Source organism: Paenibacillus sp. F024 (genome assembly GCF_057814255.1).
Genome location: NZ_JBVASZ010000001.1, coordinates 474589 through 495907, shown reverse-complemented (window position 1 = coordinate 495907; position 21319 = coordinate 474589). Strand labels below are relative to the sequence as shown.

General features: G+C 51.3%; 25 protein-coding genes. 10 read left to right on the top strand and 15 right to left on the bottom strand.

The window, feature by feature from the left end:
* Positions 1-89: 89 nt before the first annotated feature.
* The gene (locus ACZYR9_RS02480; RefSeq protein ID WP_488976858.1) at positions 90-794 is read right to left on the bottom strand and encodes a thermonuclease family protein; all 705 of its coding nucleotides are present in this window, start codon (positions 792-794) and stop codon (positions 90-92) included.
* 203 nt (positions 795-997) lie between these two features.
* On the opposite strand from ACZYR9_RS02480, the gene ACZYR9_RS02475 reads away from it, so the two are divergent.
* Positions 998-1426, top strand: a complete 429-nt coding sequence (locus ACZYR9_RS02475; protein ID WP_488976857.1) for a cell wall hydrolase — start codon at positions 998-1000, stop codon at positions 1424-1426.
* An 84-nt stretch (positions 1427-1510) separates the two neighbouring features.
* On the opposite strand, the gene ACZYR9_RS02470 is transcribed toward ACZYR9_RS02475, so the two are convergent.
* Both ACZYR9_RS02470 and bluB read right to left on the bottom strand, forming a co-directional pair.
* Complete coding sequence (locus ACZYR9_RS02470) at positions 1511-1786, bottom strand: hypothetical protein (RefSeq protein ID WP_488976856.1); 276 nt, start codon at positions 1784-1786, stop codon at positions 1511-1513.
* Positions 1787-1878: 92 nt separating this feature from the next.
* Positions 1879-2535, bottom strand: coding sequence for a 5,6-dimethylbenzimidazole synthase (gene bluB / locus ACZYR9_RS02465; protein ID WP_488976855.1), 657 nt, complete (start codon positions 2533-2535; stop codon positions 1879-1881).
* Positions 2536-2715: 180 nt separating this feature from the next.
* On the opposite strand from bluB, the gene ACZYR9_RS02460 reads away from it, so the two are divergent.
* The gene (locus ACZYR9_RS02460; RefSeq protein WP_488976854.1) at positions 2716-3657 is read left to right on the top strand and encodes a hypothetical protein; all 942 of its coding nucleotides are present in this window, start codon (positions 2716-2718) and stop codon (positions 3655-3657) included.
* Here ACZYR9_RS02460 and ACZYR9_RS02455 read toward each other — a convergent pair.
* A complete protein-coding gene (locus tag ACZYR9_RS02455; protein ID WP_488976853.1) occupies positions 3652-4083 on the bottom strand; it encodes a PilZ domain-containing protein in 432 nt (143 codons plus the stop codon). The two genes, ACZYR9_RS02460 and ACZYR9_RS02455, sit on opposite strands and share 6 nt — an antisense overlap.
* Before the next feature lie 105 nt (positions 4084-4188).
* Positions 4189-4416, bottom strand: coding sequence for a hypothetical protein (locus ACZYR9_RS02450; protein ID WP_488976852.1), 228 nt, complete (start codon positions 4414-4416; stop codon positions 4189-4191).
* 240 nt (positions 4417-4656) lie between these two features.
* Between ACZYR9_RS02450 and ACZYR9_RS02445 the strand changes: the two genes are divergently transcribed.
* Entirely contained in the window at positions 4657-4953 is a 297-nt protein-coding gene (locus ACZYR9_RS02445; RefSeq protein WP_488976851.1) for a DUF1811 family protein, read from the top strand.
* A gap of 93 nt (positions 4954-5046) precedes the next feature.
* A complete protein-coding gene (locus ACZYR9_RS02440) occupies positions 5047-5571 on the top strand; it encodes a divergent PAP2 family protein (protein WP_488976850.1) in 525 nt (174 codons plus the stop codon).
* On the opposite strand, the gene ACZYR9_RS02435 is transcribed toward ACZYR9_RS02440, so the two are convergent.
* From ACZYR9_RS02435 to ACZYR9_RS02415, 5 genes are all read right to left on the bottom strand, one after another.
* On the bottom strand, positions 5540-7177 hold the full coding sequence (locus ACZYR9_RS02435) for an ATP-binding protein (protein ID WP_488976849.1): 1638 nt from the start codon (positions 7175-7177) through the stop codon (positions 5540-5542). The genes ACZYR9_RS02440 and ACZYR9_RS02435 overlap by 32 nt on opposite strands.
* Positions 7178-7377: 200 nt before the next feature.
* Complete coding sequence (locus ACZYR9_RS02430; protein WP_488976848.1) at positions 7378-7611, bottom strand: DUF3892 domain-containing protein; 234 nt, start codon at positions 7609-7611, stop codon at positions 7378-7380.
* 57 nt (positions 7612-7668) lie between these two features.
* Complete coding sequence (locus ACZYR9_RS02425; RefSeq protein ID WP_488976847.1) at positions 7669-8862, bottom strand: ornithine--oxo-acid transaminase; 1194 nt, start codon at positions 8860-8862, stop codon at positions 7669-7671.
* An 11-nt stretch (positions 8863-8873) separates the two neighbouring features.
* Positions 8874-9791: an arginase gene (rocF, locus tag ACZYR9_RS02420; RefSeq protein ID WP_488976846.1), complete on the bottom strand. Its 918-nt coding sequence runs from the start codon at positions 9789-9791 to the stop codon at positions 8874-8876.
* A 4-nt stretch (positions 9792-9795) separates the two neighbouring features.
* A complete protein-coding gene (locus ACZYR9_RS02415; protein WP_488976845.1) occupies positions 9796-10758 on the bottom strand; it encodes a proline dehydrogenase family protein in 963 nt (320 codons plus the stop codon).
* 211 nt (positions 10759-10969) lie between these two features.
* On the opposite strand from ACZYR9_RS02415, the gene pruA reads away from it, so the two are divergent.
* Entirely contained in the window at positions 10970-12517 is a 1548-nt protein-coding gene (pruA, locus tag ACZYR9_RS02410) for an L-glutamate gamma-semialdehyde dehydrogenase (protein WP_488976844.1), read from the top strand.
* A gap of 97 nt (positions 12518-12614) precedes the next feature.
* On the opposite strand, the gene ACZYR9_RS02405 is transcribed toward pruA, so the two are convergent.
* A complete protein-coding gene (locus tag ACZYR9_RS02405) occupies positions 12615-13358 on the bottom strand; it encodes an MBL fold metallo-hydrolase (RefSeq protein WP_488976843.1) in 744 nt (247 codons plus the stop codon).
* Between the two features lie 183 nt (positions 13359-13541).
* Between ACZYR9_RS02405 and ACZYR9_RS02400 the strand changes: the two genes are divergently transcribed.
* The 3 genes from ACZYR9_RS02400 (at position 13542) to ACZYR9_RS02390 (ending at position 15292) form a co-directional block, all read left to right on the top strand.
* A complete protein-coding gene (locus ACZYR9_RS02400) occupies positions 13542-13889 on the top strand; it encodes a YhjD family protein (RefSeq protein WP_488976842.1) in 348 nt (115 codons plus the stop codon).
* 267 nt (positions 13890-14156) lie between these two features.
* Positions 14157-14774, top strand: a complete 618-nt coding sequence (locus ACZYR9_RS02395; RefSeq protein ID WP_488976841.1) for a stalk domain-containing protein — start codon at positions 14157-14159, stop codon at positions 14772-14774.
* Positions 14775-14992: 218 nt separating this feature from the next.
* On the top strand, positions 14993-15292 hold the full coding sequence (locus ACZYR9_RS02390; protein WP_488976840.1) for a DUF1292 domain-containing protein: 300 nt from the start codon (positions 14993-14995) through the stop codon (positions 15290-15292).
* A 145-nt stretch (positions 15293-15437) separates the two neighbouring features.
* Here the strand turns inward: ACZYR9_RS02390 and ACZYR9_RS02385 are convergent, their stop codons facing one another.
* Positions 15438-15857 carry a DUF1885 family protein gene (locus ACZYR9_RS02385; RefSeq protein WP_488976839.1) on the bottom strand — a complete coding sequence of 140 codons (420 nt, stop codon included), beginning with the start codon at positions 15855-15857 and terminating at the stop codon, positions 15438-15440.
* Between the two features lie 146 nt (positions 15858-16003).
* On the opposite strand from ACZYR9_RS02385, the gene ACZYR9_RS02380 reads away from it, so the two are divergent.
* A complete protein-coding gene (locus ACZYR9_RS02380; protein WP_488976838.1) occupies positions 16004-16846 on the top strand; it encodes an HAD family hydrolase in 843 nt (280 codons plus the stop codon).
* A gap of 49 nt (positions 16847-16895) precedes the next feature.
* Here ACZYR9_RS02380 and ACZYR9_RS02375 read toward each other — a convergent pair whose 3' ends face one another.
* A complete protein-coding gene (locus tag ACZYR9_RS02375) occupies positions 16896-18365 on the bottom strand; it encodes an aminotransferase class I/II-fold pyridoxal phosphate-dependent enzyme (RefSeq protein ID WP_488976837.1) in 1470 nt (489 codons plus the stop codon).
* 240 nt (positions 18366-18605) lie between these two features.
* On the opposite strand from ACZYR9_RS02375, the gene ACZYR9_RS02370 reads away from it, so the two are divergent.
* Positions 18606-19829: an MFS transporter gene (locus ACZYR9_RS02370; protein ID WP_488977135.1), complete on the top strand. Its 1224-nt coding sequence runs from the start codon at positions 18606-18608 to the stop codon at positions 19827-19829.
* 72 nt (positions 19830-19901) lie between these two features.
* Here the strand turns inward: ACZYR9_RS02370 and ACZYR9_RS02365 are convergent, their stop codons facing one another.
* Both ACZYR9_RS02365 and ACZYR9_RS02360 read right to left on the bottom strand, forming a co-directional pair.
* Positions 19902-20441 carry a GNAT family N-acetyltransferase gene (locus ACZYR9_RS02365; protein WP_488976836.1) on the bottom strand — a complete coding sequence of 180 codons (540 nt, stop codon included), beginning with the start codon at positions 20439-20441 and terminating at the stop codon, positions 19902-19904.
* A 114-nt stretch (positions 20442-20555) separates the two neighbouring features.
* Entirely contained in the window at positions 20556-21275 is a 720-nt protein-coding gene (locus tag ACZYR9_RS02360) for a hypothetical protein (protein WP_488976835.1), read from the bottom strand.
* Between the last annotated feature and the right edge of the window lie 44 nt (positions 21276-21319).

The following is a 21319-nucleotide window of genomic DNA, read 5'->3' as shown; positions in this document are numbered from 1 at the left end:
TGACCAAATAGACGATCGTATGCCGCCTTAAAAAGGTTACATTTTTAACTGCAAGAACCCCAAAATTTCATACCTGCGTGTTCAGTTCGTTATTCACATGCGATCCCGTCGCCATCTTTGTCCAACCCGCCGCGGTATCCGGGGTCCCCGCGGTGAAGAGGTGCTGTTCCGGCGGCACGGACATCTGCGCATTTGGCGTAGTAGACCTCCTCATTGCGGGATGGCTGAGGTTCGGCCGGAACCTGGGCCTTGCTGTCATCATAGCCTTTATCCGTGGCATAGTCTTCGATGCTCCAGATGCCCAGCTTGGCCTCTTGGGCCTTTTTTTGGATCTCCCTGAAGCGATCCACATATTTGACATCCGGAGGGAAGACGGAGACTCTGGCTAATCCTTTTTCGAGAAGGATTTCATTGAACATTTGATCGTCCACATAGACGTAGGCCAGAATACGTCCGTACCGGTCACGTTGGGAAACATCGCGTTGGAGCTTGACCTCCTTGCCTTCCAGCGTTTTTTTGGTGAGGGCGGAGGCTTCGGGTCCGAACGGCTGTTTGGGTTTGTTCGGATGGACGGTTTCAGGTGTATCGACTAAAATCATCCGGACCGTTTCTTCTTTGCCCGCTAACTCGACCTTGATTGTATCTCCATCGACAACCGCGGTTACTTTTGCGGTGGATACCATAGGGTTCTCTACTGGTGCGGAAGGAGTAGAGGCGGCCTGCAGCTGGCCGCATCCTGAAATCATAATCGCAGCTGCTAACACCATGGCTGATATTCCGGACCACTTTTTCAAATCAAGCTCCTCCTTAAATAAAATACGAAATAAGCAAAGCCCCTGAGGTGCTTCCTCAAGGGGCCTTGCCCGTGTTTACGGTCATGTATAAATTACCACGAATAACCAAACGGGTCAATAAACGAATGAATAAATAATGATAGTCACCTATTGGTTCATTTCACAATATTCTAAGGTTATAACACAGTGAAGAGGTGAACCTGATGGCTGTTGTTAAAGCTAGGGACCAAGATATTACGCTCCTCGCAAGGCTGCTTCGCGCCGAGGCGGAAGGAGAAGGCGAGCAGGGCATGCTGCTTGTCGGTAATGTAGGGATTAATCGTATCCGTGCGAATTGCTCCGATTTTAAAGGGATTCGCACCATTCCGCAAATGATATATCAACCTCATGCGTTTGAAGCTGTAATTCACGGATATTTTTATCAAAAAGCCAGGGATCGGGAAAAACGCTTGGCCCGCAGGTCCGTTAACGGAGAAAGGCTCTGGCCGGGAAAATTCAGCTTGTGGTATTTCAGACCGCCGGGAGACTGTCCTCCGACATGGTATAATCAGCCTTTTGTCGGCCGCTACAAGAAGCATTGCTTTTATGAACCGACAGGGGGCGAATGTGAAAATATATATAATACGTATTAATGGTTTTGGAGCCGAAAGGCTCTTTTTTAATGCAAAAATCTCCAGCAAATAGCTGCTGGAGATATATTCATGGAATCGATCGGGTTATTTTTTGCGTCTTTTTGCGCTGGCAACCGCCGCTCCATAATGGGCGTAAGGTGAAAGAGCTGCAGGAGCGGCAGCAGGTCCCGCAAGAGGTCCCACATTTCTCTCGACATAAGTGTAAACATGGTTATAAACGGGGACGCAGTGATGGCGATTAATCACTTCAATGGGGTGTATCACCTGCACAAGCTGCGGATGATAAAAATCCCTAACGATTTGAGTAGGTCTTGTGACGATGGGGTCTGCAGGCGGGCAGCAGATTCCTTTATGAGTCATTGGATATCACTCCTTTCATGTTTGCCACAGTATACGTAGCTGAAGGGGATACCGCTTGTTCATTCGCCTGCTTTTCTAGTTTTTTAAAGCCGTTAGGTGTGGGTATTTATTTGCTTTCCCCAAGCTTCATTAAAGATAAGATCCTGTAGAGATCTTCTTTTCTCCCAATTGGCGGATTCTAATATAGGCATGGACGGATATTCATCCGTATATCCAATCGAAATCAATGCGATGGGATCGATATGAGGCGGAATGTCCAGGATGTCGCGGACGTCATTCTTTTTATAAAAGCTGACCCAGCCCATGGCCAAACCTTCGGCGCAAGCGGCCAGCCACATATTTTGAATGGCGCAAGCCGTTGACATGATATCGGTTTCGGGAATGGAATTGCGCCCAAGTACGTGTGAACCGCCGCGTGTGGGATCGCACGTAATGCAGATGGTCAGAGGAGCTTCCTTAATTCCTTCGATTTTGAGACTCAAAAATCGGTCTTGTCGGTTCTCTTCGTAGTGGATGGCTAATGCGCGTCTTTCTTTATCCGCAGCCCAGGCTAATTGCTCTTTCACCTCTTTGGAAGATACCAAAATAAAATTCCAGGGCTGCATAAATCCTACGGAAGGACCGTGATGCGCTGCAAGCAGCAGCTTCATGACCAATTCATCGGGTATCGGATCGGAAAGAAATGTGCGTACATCCCTTCGGGTATAAATAATTTTGTATAAAGCTTCTTTTTCGAGATTGGAAAACATCCCCACTCACCCCGTTCTGACGGATATCGTTTTTCTTTGCTGTTTTATAATATTAGCAAGGAAACGTGTCGATTGTAAATCGGCAGTTAGGACTTATTGTTTCACCGGTATGCCATGGGTTTCAGACAAGGCTTATGCTATAATGACAACAGAAGACAAGCTTTAGAAAGAGGGGTTGTCATGAGAGATTTTCCCGGAATGATGCGGATGCGGTTCGAGGATACGCAAGGGCAGGGAGAGGGCGTTGGAGCTCTGGATTGGGGCGAGCAGGAGTGGGGAACCCATCGGTTTCATGTGCGGAGCTTGATCCGGGAGTCCGTTCAACTGCTTGCTAAGCCTGAGAAGGTCGCGGTGCTTGGAGCAGGCAATCACGGCGATGTGGATCTGCCGGGCTTGGCTAGTTATTTCCAACAGGTGACCGTGCTTGATACGGAAGACAACATGCTGGAAGAATGGCTGCAAGAAACGGGGGGGCTTGCGTTAAGCCGGCTAAAATCGCTCACCAGGGTCGATTATACGTGCTTGGATCACATCTCGTTTTACGAAAAGTTTGAGGAGCTGCTCATAAACGGGGCTTCCGGTTCGGAGATTGCGGGGTACCTTCGGGATTGTGCATTCGAGGTGCGGCGTTACGAAGTATTGCCTCATTTAAATAAAACCTTCTCGCTTGTCGTTTCCTCGGGCGTCCATACCCAGTTGTTTTACATTGATGCGCTGACGCAGCTATACAGTCATATGCAGCGGTATGGCGAGCAGGACATCCGTCAGATGGCCGAGGCGCTCGGTTACTTGCGCAACAGCTTGATGACCGACTATAACGGGCTGCTTCTATCGCTGGTGAAACCGGATGGAAGAGTAGCGGCGTGGACGGATATGATTTTGCTGGATGAGGACAAGACGTGGATTGTCGAGGAATTAAGCCAGCCTCGGGGAGATCGGGAGCGGGTAAGCTTTCTGTTCGAAGCGTTTGGCAAATACGGGATGGAATCAGCGGTTATCGGATTGAAGGACCTTCATGATCGGCTCCGGCCTGAACAGCTTCTGTTTCGAAGCTGGGTATGGCATACGGAAACAGGCAAGGTGTACCTTGTTGCCGGATTGTCAGGCCGTCCCCGTTCATAAGAGCTTGCATTCAAGCAGATCTTCTTCTGTACAAAAGCTGCATCCGACTAGGATTGGGTTTTTCCGAAGCTTTACGGACATTTGGTTCAATACGCCGGTCAGGGAGGCGGTATCCGACTCATTCAATGAAAATTGAACGCTGTATTCATATTGGTTTTCATTTGAAGCCATGGAACGAACAATGATGCCGATCGGTTTGAATTCTCTGCCCATGGCGGTAAATTTCAGCTCAATGAGAAGGCTGTCGTCTTCCGGCAGCGGAGCTGAGGTATAGAAACGGGCTCCGCCGGCGCTCAGGTCAAGCAGCGCGGCTTTGATCATTCTGGATTCGGGCAGGATTTCATTGTAATCGATCATTTTCAATTCGGCACACAACGGATGCTGGAACGTTAAGCGAAAAAAGTTTCGTTTGTTATCGCTACGCATATCGCGACAGTCCTTTACAAAGTGTATACATACCTTAATTATCTTTTACTATACCGTAAGGGGTTTGTTCGTAGCAAGCGGCATCGGCAACAAAATAACCGCTCCTCAATAGAGCGGCAGTTCAATGCTGTTCTTTTCTTTTGTATTATGCAAAAACGCGCTGTTGCCTATAATTTCTATTCGATCAATATCGTTCAACGAGGGTGTGCCGGTCAAAGAAGAGTGGGTTGTCTTGCGCTCTAATACGTTGAGTAGTTGAGGAATCGCCTTTTGATCGCTTGAAATGAAGCTTACCGGTATCTTACGATTATGAAAATGTAATTCCGTTGTCATTTGTTATAATTCCTCCCTTTCTTCAAATGGTATATTTTTATTATACAGGATTCATACCAAAAATCGATGAGGAATTTGTAACAAATGCTGACATCGCATATGGTTATTTTGACATGAATGTTTCGCCATATAGGCGAATTCCGTCGTTTTATGTGAATGTTTTGTAAAGAAAACGCAGATTGCCATGATCAAGTGAACGATATGGAGTTTAAATATGCATATTAAGGGAGTCCGTACACTATGAAAAAGCTGTATAGTCAAATGACGCCGGAAGAGCTTCAAGCGGAAATGAGGCTGCTTCAAGAAGAGATGCAGCGGGCAGAGTTTCCGAGTCAGCGCTCAGTAGTTGAGCGCAAGTATTTTGCGGCAAAGGCATATACGCTTAAACCGACCGATTTCCCCCCTGGCTTATATAAAGTGGAAGGGGTACAGTTGCCGTTTGAGGTTCATTATATCAATGGGATTATGGCTTGGGGAAAATTGGGGCAAGAACCCGATGCCAGCTTTCCGATCTCTATGCTGACCCGTCTTTCCTAACCATGCCGTTCACCGGAGATAGTTAAGAAAAATTCACGGTCACGAGGTATAGAAACCACCAAACCTCTAGATGCTAAGCTTGAGGTGATGGCTATGAACCGGGCGTTATGGACGTCCATTGCAGCTATAGGTACGGCTCAGGCGCTGAAAATACCGGGAAAAATCCGGGAGAAGGGGCATTGGACATGGGCAGACCTTTTCCGCACAGGAGGTATGCCAAGCTCTCACTCCGCCGGAGCCGCTGCATTAGCTGCTTACATCGGTTTGAAAAAGGGCGGGTCCTCCATTTCGTTCGCACTGGCGTCGCTGTTTAGTCTGATTGTGATGTATGATGCGATGGGTATACGTCGTCAAGCAGGACTTATTGCCATGGTAGTGAATCGTTTGGAGGAAACCGTAGTCAAGCTGACGGAGCAGCATTCTTTTTATGCATTATACCAGCAGCGGGAAGAAGACCTTGAGGAACGGCTGGGACATCTTCCCGAGGAAGTGCTGGGCGGAGCGGTCCTTGGTATCCTGGTGGGTTGGCTAAGTTATGCCACGGAGCGTGAAGGGACAGGGCTGATGGAGAAGGCAGGGCTTCATCTCATACGTAAATCCTTGTCCGGTGTGATTTGATCTTTCTTTCAGCAGCTTCCGCCGCAGTAACCGTCGGCAGTGTAAGGGTGAATTTGGTGCCCAAATTCGGTACGCTTTCCACCTCGATCGTCCCTTCATGGTCTTGTACGATCTTGTGGCAGATCGATAGCCCAAGTCCGGTTCCGGATTCCTTGGTCGTGTAAAACGGGATGAAAATTTGATCGAGCTCCGATTCCGGAATGCCTTTACCAGTATCGGCAACTTCAATAACGGCATGATTGTTCTGCTGCAAATAAAGGTGAATATATACTATTCCTTGATCAGGCATAGCCTCTAGAGCGTTTTTAACCAAGTTAAGCAGCAGCTGCAGCATCTTGTCTTGATCCATAAACATACTTACTCCATAGCCCTCATCCTTAAAATGGATTTGATGGCCTAGTCGTGTAACCTCCGAATCAAGCAATGAAATAACACGGTTTATGCAGGCTTCAATCGTTTGAATTTTAAACTGGGTGACATGCGGCTTCGAAAATTGCAAAAATTCGGCGGTCAGCATGCTCATCCGGTTAATTTCGTCCATAATCAGATCATACCAAGGCTCGATATTATAGTTCCCCGCTCTGGACAGCTGCAAAAATCCCTTGACTGTCGTCAACGGATTTCGAATTTCGTGCGCCATGCCGGAAGCCAGCTCGCCAACGACGCGAAGCTTTTCGGATCGAAGCATATGCTCCTCACGCTTCAGCCAACTTTCCCGCTTCATCATATACAAGTTATGTTCCGCTACGAGAATCAGATCGTCCTTGTTCCGACCATCCTCAGGATAGCATGCTATACCGAAGTTGATTTCGATGCCGGTCAGCTTGGGAAATTCGAATGCGAGCAGCTGTGTCGTCGTGTTTATTGTTTTCTTCGGGTCGTTCGCCTCAACTACTATGGCAAACTCATCGCCACCGTAACGGGCAATCAGGGAAGCGTCGGGAAACATGATACGAAGCAGCTCTGCGGCTTGCTTTAAAATTTGGTTGACACCCTGAAAACCGTTTGTTGTATTCAGCGACTTTAAATTTTTGCAATCAATCAATACAAGAATGCTGCTTTCTTTTTGTTCTACGAAGATCCCCATCTGCCGGTGGAACTCCTGAAAGTTGTATAGACCTGTAAGTGAATCATGGGTGCTCAGGTGTTTTTTTTCGTTTGTCAGCAATTGCTTTTGCTGCTCGCTAGCGTACATATATTTTCGGAACAGATAAGCGATAAGCAAACAGCTTCCCATTGTGAAAGCAAGATCAACTACTAAATATAAGGTTATGGTGTTGTAAGTCATTACAGCAAAAGAAAAGGCCAGCATCATTGCTAAATTATAGGTTAATGCCGATATAAAAGAAGGTACCTTATAAAAGATGATGCCCATGTGCAGCAAATATAGGGGCAGGATCCAATGGGTGGCGCTGACGACATGAAGCGCAATCAAAAGTGCCAGTTGAACGGCATGAGGAATGAGAATGATTTTGCGGGCTGTATGGGATAACATATAGGCCAATGTTATGCAGATCAGCAATAGAGGGCTTTCGGTTTGCTGGAAATATAGGGAGGAAGCACAGATAAAACCAGCATAGATGAGGAAGATTAGGCTACCGTTCATAATGAAACTCCAACTCCCGACGAAATCGAATGATAATATATGGATTCTGTATCTGTAAAGTAATTCCTGCTGGTTTGCCATCTTTTTTTAGGTGCCGGCTGTTTATTGCATCTTTCGTTATCGTTTGTATTTTCTGCGTATGGCCATAAGTATGATCTAAGCCGGACGGATGACCGTACCGGCTTAGATTACAGGTTACATCAAAACCCGGGAAGATTATCGAGATTATTGGTCGGGTCGCCGTCCGCATTGGAACGCAAATGCTCATCCCCGCCCCGGCCGCGAAACACATTGACATTCTCCAGCTGGCCGTCTTTGGCAAGCTGTTGAGCCTCCAAGTAATCCACGACTTCGCCGGATGACAGCTTTAAATCCACGATATCTCCGTCGCCGTTCTTGCGCACGGCAACGACATGCCGTTTAGGATGATCCATCGTTGATCGCCTCCTTATTCGTAGCATGCTCAGAATGGAGGCGAATGATGCCTGCCCTCACCCGAGGACCTCAGCAATGCGGCTGTAGGCCCAATCCAGCTCGGATTTGGCGATGGTCAGCGGGGGGGCCAAACGAATAACGTTGTCGTGGGTCTCCTTGCACAATACCCCCTTGCTTTGAAGCTTCTCGCAATGGGCTCTGGCCGGTTCGGCCAGCTCCACGCCGATGAACAGTCCGCGCCCGCGAATGTCGCGGATCAGCGGATGGGCAAGCTTGCGAAGAAGGCCGATAAAATACTCTCCGAGCTCCAAAGAGCGTTCGGCCAGCTTCTCATCCTGCACGACCTGCAGGGCGGCTGACGCCACAGCACAGGCGAGCGGATTGCCTCCGAAGGTCGAACCGTGGGAACCTGGCTCGAACACCTCCAGCACCTCGCGGTCCGCCGCCACGGCGGAGATGGGAAGGACGCCTCCTCCCAGTGCCTTGCCGAGGATATAGACATCGGGCTCCACGGCCTCCGCATCGCAGGCGAAGCGGAAGCCTGTTCTTCCGAAGCCCGTCTGAATTTCGTCAGCGAGCAGCAGCACTTGCTGCCGCTTACAAATGGCTGCAGCCTGCCTCAAGTAACCTGCCGGAGGGAGCACGATCCCTGCCTCTCCCTGAATCGGCTCTACAAGGAAGGCGGCCGTTTTCGGGGAGATGGCGCGTTCCAAGGCCTCCGCATCCCCGTAAGGTATCACGGTAAATCCGGGGGTGAAGGGCCCGAAGCCGCGTTTGTACTCCGCGTTCGAGGAGCAGGAGGTCACGGTTATCGTTCGGCCATGGAAATTTCCTTCGCAGACGATGATTTCCGCCAGATTTTCGCTGATGTTTTTATGCGTGTAAGCCCAGCGGCGGGCCGCTTTGATCGCCGTTTCCACGGCTTCGGCACCGGTATTCATCGGCAGGATCACCGGTTTGCCGGTATATTCCGACAACCGTTCATAGAACTCGCCCAGCCGGTCATTGTGAAACGCACGCGAGGTTAAGGTAACGGAGTCCGCTTGATCCTTCAGAGCACGAATGATCCGGGGATGGCGGTGCCCCTGATTGAGCGCCGAGTAGGCACTGAGCATATCAAGATATCTCCGTCCCTCCGGGTCATAAACCCACACCCCCTCCGCTTTGGATATCACTACGGGAAGCGGCTGGTAATTCCGCGCCCCATACCGGTTCGTGCGTTGAATGATATCTTCCGATGTCGGTTTCATGGTGCCGCCTCCTATAAAATACGCTGCCCCAGCAGAGAGAGAATCAGCTCCGCCGCCAGCCTTGCCGTTTGGTTATCGCGTTCCATTGCCGGATTGACCTCTACCATCTCCGCCGAGACTACAACACCGGCTTCATACAGCAGCTCCAGCGCCAAATGCGCTTCGCGATAGCTAAAGCCGCCTTTAACCGGCGTTCCTGTGCCTGGCGCCTCCAACGGATCGAGGCTGTCGATGTCAAAGCTGACATGCAGGCCGTCTGTACCCGTGCTTGCTATACGTATCGCTTCTTCCATCACCTTTGCGATTCCCATGCGGTCGACATCATGCATGGTAAAGCAAGTTATGCCTTCAGTGCGGATAAGCTCTTTTTCTCCCGGGTCAAGCTGTCTGGCACCGACAATGACCGTATGCTGCGGCAATATTTTCGGGAGAAAACCGCCGAGCCGCGTCAGCCGTTCATGTCCTTTGCCAAGCGACACCGCAAGGGACATGCCGTGAATGTTGCCGGAGGGACTGGTGTCCGGCGTATTCAAATCCGAATGGGCGTCAAACCAGATCACGCCGACGCTCCCATAATGCTGCGCGAGTCCGGCCAGCGTGCCGATGGCGATGCTGTGGTCTCCGCCGAGCACAAGCGGGAAGCATCCGCGATCCAGTACGGCCTTCATTTGTAAAGCGAGAGCCTGATTCACCTCCACAACTTCATCCAGGTGTCTGATCGCCGCATGAGGCGTGAAGACGCTGCTGTCCGGCTTGGCGGCTGATGGGGCAGAGACCGGATCTACAAGCTCGAAGGTGCGGCCCAGCTGCCGCAGCTTCCTCTCCAGGCCGGCCTGAAGGATGGCAGCCGGCCCTTTCCTTACGCCTTTGCGCCCGGCACCCAAATCGAACGGCACCTGCAGGATAGATATAACCGGTTTGCTTGTCATCGTCCTATTCCTCCTCTGCCTTCTGATGCGGTGCCGGCGGGCGGTCCCGCCAATTTTTCAGCACAAACCACAGATTGGCCGGACGTTCGGCCAGGCGCCGGACGAAATACGGATACCACATCCGTCCATAAGGTACGTAGCAGCGCACCTTGTAGCCCTCCCGGGCAAGTCGCTCCTGCAGCGGCATTCGCACTCCGTACAGCATTTGAAATTCATAGCGGCTTTTCGGAATGGCATTTCTCTTCGCGTATGCTTTTGTCCAGGCGATGATTTGTTCATCGTGGGTCGCTACAGCGGTGTAGACGCCGGCATCCAGACGAACCTGAATCAACTGCTTCATGTTGGCGTTCACATCGCTCACGCTCCGGTAAGCGAGATGGCCCGGCTCGCGATAGGCGCCTTTGACCAGCCGCAGGTTCACCTTCGCTTTTGTCAGCTGCCGAACGTCGTCCCTACTCCGGTATAAGTAGGCTTGTATGACGGTGCCGACGCAGGTTAAGCCCTCGGCATGAAGTCGGTGCACCATGGCAAGGGTATCATCGGTATACGGCGAATTTTCCATATCGATCCGGACGAAGCTTGCGAGCTGTTGAGCCTTCTCGACGATGTCCCGGATATGGATGTAGCTTGCCGCCGGATCCAAAGCCAAGCCCATCTGGGTCGGCTTCAAGGAGACGTTAGAATCCAATGCCTCGCGGTGAATCCTTTCAAGCAGCGTAATATATTCCCTCTTAAACCGGTCTGCTTCGGTTAAATCGCGAATCCCCTCGCCAAGCACGTCCAGGGTGGCGGCGATTCCCATGTCATTCAAACGATGAATTTGCAGCAGCGCTTCATCAGCGGTTTCTCCCGCGACGAACCGGCCTGCCCCGAGCTTCATTCCGTACCGTTGAGCCATCTTCTCGACGGCTTGGTTTCCGGCGAGTGTAAGCAGAGCGGAACGGAAAAGTTTGGTACCGATATCCAAACGCGAACACCCTCTTTCCGATTTGCTTCTTGTGCGCGGCGCGGCGGCATACATATGTAGCAGAGGTACGGCAGCGTTGTGCTTTGGGAGTGTCAAGCCGGCGACGCTGGTTGTCGTGCTAATCCATTTTATTCTGCAAGCCCCCGAAATGAGACTTGAAATGAAGATAGAGATTTTTCATAGCATGGTAATATGCATAGGAGGGATGAGGATGGTTGAGCCTTTTCGTAACGAGCCATTCACGGATTTTACTTTGACGGGGAACAGGGCTGCGTACGCAGCTGCGTTGGAGAGAGTCGAATCGCAGCTTGGACATGAATACGGGCTGCTGATCGGCGGTCAGAGGCTGCTCACGGACCGTAAGGCAGTATCCGTCAGTCCTGCCGATCCGACGCGGGTGATCGGAACCGTATGCCAAGCGGACCGGGCGCTGGCGGATCAGGCGATCCGCAGCGCGGCGCATGCGTTTGCCTCATGGAAAGCGGTGCCTCCAGCGGCACGGGCACGCTATTTATACAAGACCGCGGCACTGCTGCGCCGCCGCAAAGCGGAGTTCTCCGCCTGGATGGTGCTGGAAGCGGGGAAGAGCTGGGGGGAGGCGGATGCGGATACCGCAGAGGCGATTGATTTTCTCGAGTTTTACGGCCGGGAAACGGAGCGTTTTGGTGAACGTCAGCCGCTTACGAGCATTCCGGGCGAGGACAACGAGCTTACCTATATTCCTCTTGGTGTCGGTGTCGTCATTCCTCCATGGAATTTTCCGCTAGCCATCATGGCGGGCATGACGTCGGCGGCCGTGGCGGCGGGCAACACGGTAGTGCTCAAGCCGGCCAGCGCCACTCCGGTTGTGGCCGCCAAGTTTGTAGAGCTGCTTCAAACGGCCGGCCTGCCGGATGGTGTGGTCAACTATCTGCCGGGTTCCGGCCAGGAGGTGGGAGATTACCTGGTGGAGCATCCGCTGACCCGCTTTATCAGCTTCACGGGATCCCGTGAGGTCGGGCTGCGGATCAATGAGCTGGCTGCCAGGACCGCACCGGGTCAACGTTGGATCAAGCGGGTCATCGCCGAAATGGGCGGCAAGGACGCGATCATTGTCGACAGCGACAGCGATCTGGAGCTGGCTGCGGAGGCCATTACCGCATCGGCCTTCGGGTTTGCCGGACAAAAGTGCTCTGCCTGCTCCCGTGCCATCGTGCATGAGAGTGTGTATGATGAGGTGCTTCGCAGGGTGGTGGATCGCGCAAGCCGTCTGCGCGTAGGCGATCCCTCCGATCCTGAGGTCGATGTGGGCCCGGTCATCGATGCCAAGGCTCACCTCAAAATTCTCGAATATCTGGAGATCGGTAGCACGGAAGGCCGGGTAGTGTGCGGGGGCGGAGCGGGCAACGCCAAGGGGTATTATATCGAGCCGACCGTAATTGCCGATGTGGATTCCAGAGCGCGGATCGCGCAGGAGGAAATTTTCGGGCCGGTGGTTGCATTCATCAAAGCGGCTTCGTTCGACCAAGCGCTTGAGCTGGCCAATGATACGGAGTATGGGTTGACCGGGGCGGTCATTACGAGGAATAGGGCACACCTGGAGCGGGCCCGTACCGAGTTTCATGTCGGCAATCTGTATTTCAACCGCAAATGTACGGGAGCGCTGGTGGGAGTCCATCCATTTGGAGGCTTCAACATGTCGGGAACGGACTCGAAAGCGGGCGGACGAGATTACCTGCTTCAGTTTACCCAAGCCAAGGTTGTCTCCGAAAGGTTTTGACAGGATCACATTTATAACCAAAACCTGACCCTTGCAGGTCAGGTTTTGAAATATATTCCGTACGTAAGATGTGGCCGGAAGTGCGGAGCGATTAGGCTTACGACGGCAAGGAATACGTTTTGAATTGTTCCATGAAGGTCATGCGTCCCGTTTTGCCGATAAATTCAGACATGTTGTCACCGTAGTGCATAAGCAGAATCTTTTCCTGCACTTTCTCGGGCAAGGTCAGCAGCTCGTCAAGACAAGCGTGCACGGCTCCGGGACAGAACAATTGGCAGTCATGCAGAAAGACTTCACAGCCTTGCTCATGCAGCTTAAGCAGAAGCGGCGCGCTAAACTTCATGTCTGCGCTGTAAAATACCTTGCCGTTGAGCAGCAGCGAGTAGCTCGCCTTACCGGGAATATGATCGGTCGGAAGAAGCTCTACGGTCAATCCCGGATGGAGGGAAGCCGGCGTTCGTTCCGCCAAAGGAAGCACGTTGAAATAATCGTTCAGACCGGTCAGGCCTTCCGCCTTATTCTCAAGCCCTCCCCGAAGCGTATGTTCCCACAGGACGGTTTCCAACGAAGCCGGAACCAGCAGTTTGATTTTGCGTTTGAACACATACATATATTGAAAAGCAAGTTCTTCAAGCCCGCCTACATGATCCGCATGGACATGAGAGATGAGCACCGCATCGATCCGATCGAGCGGGATTCCGAGTTCGTATAACGCTCTTGGAGCGGTAATTCCGCAGTCTACTAATAATGTGAAGCCTTCCGTATAGATCAATGCATTGTTGTTGTAAAAGGTTTTGGCAAATGCGCTTCCCGTACCGATCATTTGAATTTGCAGGCTCACTCGCGACCCTCCACTCGCCATTGGCTTACAAGCCGAATCTTTATTTAATCTACCATGGTTCTCATGAAACATTCAAGCTCGGGTTGTCAGATTTTGGCCTTCATGCAGAGGGATAAAACGGTTGAAAAACGAACATGTGTTCTGTATAATGAGGGGAAAACTAAAGGTTTCGGGTGGTTAAACATGCGGAATAGTACGGTAGAACCTTGGGTTCATCAATATATAGTGACTTTGCATCTGCTTAAAGCGCTGGAATTGGACCGCAGACATGCCGAAGCGATGAAGCTGTCGCGGATTTGGAATGATTTGTTCGAACGGCTATCGATACGGGTGGAGAGGGAACATGTCGGTATAAAGCAGCGGCTGCGCAAGAGCGGCTGCCGCATCGTGTTGGAAGAAATCACTCCGGAACGGAATTATCACGTCATGTATGTGTTTCAGGGCTATGAATTTCATTGTTCCATCATGCCGTTCGTGCTCAGGGGCAAGTGCGAGGAGAAACTAAAGGAGATGCTCGGGGCAACGGAGTAAGCCTTGCACAATAGAGAGAAGACCGGAGAATTTCCCGGGCAAGCGCAGGAAACGCCACGGTTCGGCAAAAAGACAAATGATCATTCGACGGTGGCGTCCGCCTAATTATTGGCATATTTTGTATGAATGATAAGTGAAATCCCTTATGAATAACTAGATATAGGTGAATTCCAAAAAAAAATGTGCTTTTCTCACAAAACACCGCAACTCTTGCGAGCCATCGGAGTATAAGATAACAAACCAAGAACACGATGGAGGTTGCTTGAAATGAGGGTGCCGCGATTACTGACGCTGATGCTGTCGCTTTCCCTGTTCGGGACGACGGGGGTCTACGCCAGTTCCATGTGGGGCGAATTTGAAGGCTATGTCAAAACAAAAGTGCTGATTAACAATGCGGAAAGGCCGTTCAATGACGGTGAAACGCCCGCTTTTATTATTAAAGGTAGCACCGTGCTTCCCGTTCGAGCCCTTTCCGAATCTCTGCAAGCTCTGGTGAAATGGGACGATGCCTCGAAGACAGTATCCATCTACAAACCGAACGTACATATGTTTGTAGCGAAGAAAGTGAATGACGATTATTCCATCAGTCAGCCGTTTGGCGGAGTCAAAAAGGGCGACCGGTTGGATTTTGCGGTATTTGCCCAAGTGGACAGCCTGACCATACCGATCCACTCCTTTAAGATTTCCATCCTATCGCCTAGCGGTGAGGAAGTGGCGGCTCATGAGAAGGTCGTCGGCGGTCAAAGGGAAAGCTTCTGGTATCCGTGGCCGTTTAACGTTTCGTTTGACGAATCCGGCAAATATGTAGTGAAGTTCTCCATTAAAGACAGCGAAACGGGCAATTATACCGTTGTCTCGGAGAAATTGATCGTCTCTGGAGATTGATATCGGATAAGGATAGCGTTTATCGCTGTCCTTTTTCTGTATGTTAAGGAGAACTTTCGTAATATGCGGCCGTTGGAGAGCATAGGCCTGCGCGAAACGCCCGGCTGCTCAAGGTCAGAGAGACCTTGACAGCGGTTTTCCGTTCATTGACTTGGGCTCCATAAGCGTGTTACGATACGGGGGGACCATTACTTATACGACGAAACGAGGTTTTTTCCATGAGCGAACACATTCATGACGCTTCCTGCGACCATGATCATGAAGATGATATTTTTATAGTAACCGATCAAGACGGCGTTGAGCATGAGATGGTTATGGTGTACACCTTTGAAGCAAGTGATCAGGCCTATGCCGTGCTTCTCGACCGGAATGACGTAGAGGCCGACGGCGTGATTTTCCGTATTGAAGAAGAGGACGGAGAAGCCTTCCTGGCCAGTATCGAAGATGAGGAAGAGTGGGATCGCGTTGTACAGATATACAACGAGATTATCGAAGAACAGCAAGGTCAGCAGCCATAACCTCCCAAACGAAGAACCCTTCTTGTACTCAAGAAGGGTTCTTCGTTTGAACACGGATATGTAAGTAAGAGGACGAATCTTGTGTTGCCTTTTGTTAGCTGCAGCATCGAAATGAGCGGCTCCTATCGGCGGGAGCAGTGAAGACCTATTTTCGCGGATTGAAGTACATGATACGCCCGTTAAATAAATGGAGTTCGGCTTTCCACAGCTTCGCTAAATATTTGCAAAACTCATTGCCCTTTGCTTTATCTCCATGTGTACTATCATCCGGCAGGACGACCTGTACGTAATGGCGCTCTGTATCGGCCTGCGTTTGGGATCCGACACCCATGACAATATATTTGTAGAGCGGTTTTTTTCCCTTTAAATAAAACCATTGGCCCTCTGCTTCGGGCTTGGTTTCCAGCGTGTATGGAAACCCGGCATCATCGTATTCCCATTCGAGCTGACGGCCTGTGAGTGTCAGCTGGTCCCGGTAATGCACAAGCTGATTCTTCAGTTCATCCAGCGTTAACGAGGAAACGGCGGACCCTTCGACGAACTTAATATAAGCGCTTTGCGCCATGATGAATGCACCTGCCTATATAATGGACTGGAAAGGTTTTCTTGTGTCAAGCAACATGACCATCATAGCATTAAGAAAAACCAAATACAATACTTGCTTAAGGCTTTTGCGGACAGCTGAGCGGACAGGCAGAAAAGAGGTTAACGATGAACCAAAGCCAATTCTTCAGCAATGTTTTGCTGGTTACGGATATGGACGGAACATTGCTCAACAGCGTAAAGGACATTAGCCCGGACAATCTTGCCGCTATAAAACGGTTTACGGAGCATGGCGGACGGTTTACTCTGGCTACGGGGCGTATAGCGTCTTCCGTCAGGCGGTATGCGAATCGGCTGCCGGTAAACGCGCCGGTGATTTTAAGCAACGGAGCTGTCATTTATAATTACGATCGTGAAGAAACGCTATGGGTAAAAACGCTGCCTGCTTCCTGCAGGAGTGTGCTGGAGCGGGTCATGGAACGGTTTCCGGAGCTGGGTGTTGAGCTATACGTCAAGGATGGGAATGAGCCTTATACTCTGCGGGACAACGAAACCACGGAGCGGCACCGGCGGATTGAGGGCTTTGCCCTTCAGACGCTTCAGGTAACCGATGAGCTGGCTGAGCCTTGGGTCAAAATATTATTTGCCTGGGAACCGGCCCGGCTGGATGAAGTTGCCGCGGCCGTGTTCGAGCTAACGGGGAATGCGGAGATCGTCTGGGTACGCTCGGACGATAAGTATTTGGAGATGCTGCCGCAAGGGGCGACCAAGGGCCATGCGCTGGAGCAGCTCTGCATGCATGTTGGTATTCCGATCGAGCGCTGTATCGCTATGGGGGATCATTTGAACGATCTGGAGATGATCCGTCGGGCCGGTATAGGTATCGCCGTTGCCAACGCCCATCCGGAGCTGCTGCAGGCTGCCGTGCGTTCCTGCAAGCATCATAACGAGCATGCGGTCGCCGATGTCATTGCCTGGCTGGAGGAGCAAATTAAACAAGGAAGCTTGTAAATACAGCAAGGCCAGCCCGATCGGGCTGGCCTTGCTGTATATCACGCGGTTAAAAAATCGCCGGCGTTTCTACAATGACTTTGACTTTTTCAATGCTGCGGTCTTCGGGTCCCTTTACAGGCAGGCCTACTTCAATATGCTCCGTAATGTAGTCGATCAGATCTTGGGAGATGACTTCACCCGGCAGCAGAATCGGAATGCCCGGCGGATACACGTAAATGAATTCCGCGATAATGCGATCGGCCGATTCCTTGAACGGAATAATTTCGGTATCCCCGTAGAAGGCGTCGCGCGGAGACAAGGTAAGCTGCGGAATTTTCGGTATTTTGATCACCAGCTCATTCGCTTGGCGGATCGAGTAGTTTTCCTGGGAGAGTCTGCGCAGCGCGGTGAGAAGAATGTCGATGTTCTCACGCGTATCTCCAGGCGTAACCAGGCACAAAATGTTATACATATCGCTAAGCTCGACTTCGATATTGTACTGCTCCCGCAGCCAATTTTCCGCATCGTACCCGGTAATGCCCAGATGACGCACGTGGATGCTGACCTTTGTCGGATCGTAATCGTAGGTTGCTTCCTTGCCTAATATTTCTTCTCCAAAGCAATAAAGCCCCGGAATACGATTGATTTCCTCTCTTGCGTAGGAAGCCAGCTCAAGCGCGCGGTCGGCAAGCTCCTTGCCGTTCAGAGCCAGATAGCGTCTTGCGCAGTCGAGAGAGCCCAGCAAAATGTACGAGGTGGAGGTCGTCGTGAGCATACTGATAATCGTCTTGGCGCGCATGACGTTGACACGGCCCTCGCGGATGTTAAGCACGGAGCTTTGCGTCATCGAGCCGCCGAGCTTGTGAACGCTCGTGGCCGCCATATCCGCGCCTGCCTGCATGGCCGACATCGGCAGCTTGTCGTTGAAATGGATCAGCACGCCATGTGCTTCATCCACCAGCACCGGAATATTATAGCTGTGAACGATGTCCACGATTTCCTTCAGATTGGCGCAGACGCCGTAATAGGTCGGATTGATGATCAGCACGGCCTTGGCATCCGGATGAATTTCGAGCGCACGGCGTACCGACTTGGTCGTTACGCCGTGGTCGATACCCAGGGATTCGTCCCGTACCGGTTTAAGGAAGACAGGCTTGGCCCCGGCGAAAATAATAGCTGCCAAAATCGATTTGTGCACATTGCGCGGGACGATGATTTTGTCACCCTCCGAGCAAACGGTTAAGATCATGGTCATGATCGCACCGCTTGTCCCCTGTACGGAAAAGAAGGTATGATCGGCACCAAAAGCTTCAGCAGCGAGCTTCTGCGACTCTTCAATGACACCGGTGGGCTGATGCAGATCGTCGAGTGGAGCTATATTAATCAGGTCGATGGACAGCGCGTTATCACCGATAAACTCTCGGAATTCCGGGTCCATCCCGACCCCTTTCTTATGTCCTGGAATGTGAAACTGCACCGGATTACGTCCGGCATGCTCCTTCAGTGCGGTAAACAAGGGAGTTTTCGTTTGATCCACGGCTCATCCCTTCCCTTCTTGATCGATTTATCATAATAAAGCCAAAATAAGCAAACAAAATGAGTATAGCAAAATGCGACAAGGATGCAAGCGGTTTTTGCAAGTAAATCAAAATTTATCTCGACAAATTGCGTCACATCCTTGATAGTTTGATAATTTTGCAAGTAAATTAATCGGGGGTTTGTCTATTTTGTTAATCTTGTACGGGTTCGTTTCCATCGGCAAAAAAGATGTGGTACGATAAAGAAAAGAAAATTAACGCAATCGGGAGGAACCCATTACCACATGAATAAACAGCTGGCCATCATCATGGTGCTGCTGATGACGATTTTTATCGGCTTCGGCATCATCATCCCGGTACTTCCCGACGCGGTGACAGGATCGGGAGCGGAAAATTTTCATTTGGGTATGCTGCTCTCGGTTTACTCACTGGCGTCTTTCCTGATGTCTCCGGTGTGGGGAGGGCTGTCCGATCGGATCGGGCGGCGTCCGCTCATTATCATCGGCGCACTCGGATTCAGCATCAGCTTCCTTCTTTTTGGTCTTGCCTTGGAAAGCCTTTGGCTTATGTACGTTTCGCGCATATTAGGGGGGCTGTTTTCCGGAGCGGCCACCGCTTGTGCCGTTGCCTATGTTGCCGATATCACATCGGATGAGGAGCGGACTAAAGGAATGGGCCTTGTGGGCATGTCGATCGGTTTGGGATTTATTTTCGGACCTGCGATCGGCGGCATACTCAGTCATTGGGGGCTTCAAGTACCGTTCTTTGTGGCCTCCGCGCTTGCCTTTTGTACCTTCTTGTTCGCTTACTTCAGGCTGCCGGAATCGTTGACAGAGGAGAAGCGGCGTAAACCGCAGGAAGCCAAAGCTTCGCGTTGGAGCGCGTTTGTAGGACCGCTCAAGTATTTGTATGTGCTGTCGTTTTTCGTATCTTTTTCGCTCGCTGGACTTGAAGCGACGCTGCTTTTGTTCCAGAGGGATCAGATCGGCGCAACGCCGGCACAGCTTGGGATTATGTTTGCGGTCAGCGGCATTGTTGGGGCATTGATTCAAGGCGGTGTCGTAAGGCGCCTCATCAAAAAAGGACAAGAGGCCCGTGTTGTCGGTATCGGCCTTGTGCTTTCGGCGCTGGGCTTCATACTCATTTTATTCTCGTCGAACCTGCTTACAGCATCGATCTATTTGAGCGTTTTTGCCGCAGGCAATGCGCTGATACGTCCGTGCGTCACTTCGCTTATTACGCAGAAGACCCCGGTTGGACAGGGCGTAGCGTCCGGCTTGAGCTCGTCGATGGATAGTCTGGGACGCATCTTAGGTCCGCTGCTGGGAGCCGGCATCTATGATTACAGCAACAGCTTGCCGTTCCTTACCGGTGCCGTGCTGTCCGTAGGCGCCCTCTATTTGCTGTACCGCTTCATGGTATTGGACCGGATCGGGAGCCGGGCATCAAGCCAGCCTCTTTAACCGAACCAATAAGCTGCCGCTATCGAATTTTTCGCTGCGGCAGCTTATTTGTTGTCCGCGTATTCAGGCGCACTACTTCCATTCTTCAGCGGTGATGGCGTAGATCGCATGATCCTCCCACACGCCATTGATGTTTAAATAGCGCTGTGCCAAGCCTTCCAAGCGCAGCCCGGTTTTTTCCGCGACCCTAAGAGAGGCGAGATTCCGCGGCATGACCGCCGCTTGAGCCCGGTGCAGTCCCGCCTCCAGGAAAGCGAATCCCAAAGCTAGTCTGACCGCTTCGGTCATGTAGCCTTGCCCGTTGTGCTTCTCCGACATCGCGTAGCCGAGATTTGCGTTCTGCCAAGGACCGCGAGCGATGGACGACAGACGGATTCGTCCGATCAATTCATCCGTCAGAAAAATCCCGAAGGCATAGCTGTTTCCGCGCTTTTGTTCGTCCTTCATTTGAATGATGGAGTCCCGTACACCCTCAAACGTATAGTATTCCTCCGGCTGAAGCGGCTCGAACGGCTGCAGGAATGCTTTGTTCTCCAGCCGGTAACGGTGCAGCTGCTCAGCATCGAGCAGTGTCAGAATTCGAATCTCGATTCGGTCGCCGCGTATGTGCATACAGGATCATTTCCTTTCAGGTAAGGTTCTGGTGCAGGCTTGAATGAGGCACAACAAAAGACGGGGGAAACCCCCGCCTTGAATGTTGTTGAACAGCTATGTTTATTCTGTCTTCTAGTCTTCGGAAGCATGCTTGCGGTCGACCATTTTCTCGATCCACGGCGTCATTTCGTCTTTAATTTTACCGATGAGCTGATCTTTAGTCATACCCTTGCTTTGAGCAATCTCCGTCAACGATTTACCCGCCTGCAGCTGCGCCTTCAACTCGTCCTCCGAGATGCCGAGAATGCCGGCCAGCTTGTCCTTGGCTGGCATCATCATCTGATGCTTGGCTCCGCTCATTCGTTTCTTTCCTTCGCCATTCATCTTATGGTTCACCATGAATTTCAGGTGTTCTCCCATATTTTGCTTCAGCTTCTCCGCTTTGTCCGCGGTCAGCTTGCCTGAGGCTGCGGCTTCGTCGATTTTCTTCGTCCGCTCGGCTTGAAGCTTGGCGATCAGATCGGCTTCACTGATTTGTTTCTCCGCGGCGAGCTGAACCAGCGTCTTGTCCTTCAGCGACTGCTTTAGCGTTTCCTTATCCATGCCCAAAATAGCAGCGGCTTCCTCGAAGATCGGCATTGATTTGCCATGCAATCCGTAGGATTTAACGCCTTTGTTAGCCCATTCCTTGCCTTCCGCCGGTTTATCCGCAGTGCTTTGCTGCGAAACGGCCGCATCCGGCGATGACTCGGCATGAACGAATTGCTTCGTGCCGTACAGCGCTCCGCCGCCGAGCAGCAGGGCAAGCGCCAGAGAGGAGACGATCATTTTTTTGGCATAGGTCTGCTTCATGCGATGCACCTTCCTTAAGTCGATATTGGTTTTCACCAACTTTA

What these genes read in the sequence shown, in the direction of transcription:
- ACZYR9_RS02360 (WP_488976835.1), bottom strand. Translation starts at nt 21,275, where the DNA reads ATGAAGCAGACCTATGCCAAAAAAATGATCGTCTCCTCTCTGGCGCTT.
- rocF (WP_488976846.1), bottom strand. Translation starts at nt 9,791, where the DNA reads ATGACAAGCAAACCGGTTATATCTATCCTGCAGGTGCCGTTCGATTTG.
- ACZYR9_RS02460 (WP_488976854.1), top strand. Translation starts at nt 2,716, where the DNA reads ATGAGAGATTTTCCCGGAATGATGCGGATGCGGTTCGAGGATACGCAA.
- ACZYR9_RS02475 (WP_488976857.1), top strand. Translation starts at nt 998, where the DNA reads ATGGCTGTTGTTAAAGCTAGGGACCAAGATATTACGCTCCTCGCAAGG.
- ACZYR9_RS02385 (WP_488976839.1), bottom strand. Translation starts at nt 15,857, where the DNA reads ATGGCGCAAAGCGCTTATATTAAGTTCGTCGAAGGGTCCGCCGTTTCC.
- ACZYR9_RS02440 (WP_488976850.1), top strand. Translation starts at nt 5,047, where the DNA reads ATGAACCGGGCGTTATGGACGTCCATTGCAGCTATAGGTACGGCTCAG.
- ACZYR9_RS02455 (WP_488976853.1), bottom strand. Translation starts at nt 4,083, where the DNA reads ATGCGTAGCGATAACAAACGAAACTTTTTTCGCTTAACGTTCCAGCAT.
- ACZYR9_RS02430 (WP_488976848.1), bottom strand. Translation starts at nt 7,611, where the DNA reads ATGGATCATCCTAAACGGCATGTCGTTGCCGTGCGCAAGAACGGCGAC.
- ACZYR9_RS02445 (WP_488976851.1), top strand. Translation starts at nt 4,657, where the DNA reads ATGAAAAAGCTGTATAGTCAAATGACGCCGGAAGAGCTTCAAGCGGAA.
- ACZYR9_RS02470 (WP_488976856.1), bottom strand. Translation starts at nt 1,786, where the DNA reads ATGACTCATAAAGGAATCTGCTGCCCGCCTGCAGACCCCATCGTCACA.
- ACZYR9_RS02390 (WP_488976840.1), top strand. Translation starts at nt 14,993, where the DNA reads ATGAGCGAACACATTCATGACGCTTCCTGCGACCATGATCATGAAGAT.
- ACZYR9_RS02395 (WP_488976841.1), top strand. Translation starts at nt 14,157, where the DNA reads ATGAGGGTGCCGCGATTACTGACGCTGATGCTGTCGCTTTCCCTGTTC.
- ACZYR9_RS02380 (WP_488976838.1), top strand. Translation starts at nt 16,004, where the DNA reads ATGAACCAAAGCCAATTCTTCAGCAATGTTTTGCTGGTTACGGATATG.
- ACZYR9_RS02425 (WP_488976847.1), bottom strand. Translation starts at nt 8,862, where the DNA reads ATGAAACCGACATCGGAAGATATCATTCAACGCACGAACCGGTATGGG.
- ACZYR9_RS02365 (WP_488976836.1), bottom strand. Translation starts at nt 20,441, where the DNA reads ATGCACATACGCGGCGACCGAATCGAGATTCGAATTCTGACACTGCTC.
- bluB (WP_488976855.1), bottom strand. Translation starts at nt 2,535, where the DNA reads ATGTTTTCCAATCTCGAAAAAGAAGCTTTATACAAAATTATTTATACC.
- pruA (WP_488976844.1), top strand. Translation starts at nt 10,970, where the DNA reads ATGGTTGAGCCTTTTCGTAACGAGCCATTCACGGATTTTACTTTGACG.
- ACZYR9_RS02435 (WP_488976849.1), bottom strand. Translation starts at nt 7,177, where the DNA reads ATGAACGGTAGCCTAATCTTCCTCATCTATGCTGGTTTTATCTGTGCT.
- ACZYR9_RS02400 (WP_488976842.1), top strand. Translation starts at nt 13,542, where the DNA reads ATGCGGAATAGTACGGTAGAACCTTGGGTTCATCAATATATAGTGACT.
- ACZYR9_RS02450 (WP_488976852.1), bottom strand. Translation starts at nt 4,416, where the DNA reads ATGACAACGGAATTACATTTTCATAATCGTAAGATACCGGTAAGCTTC.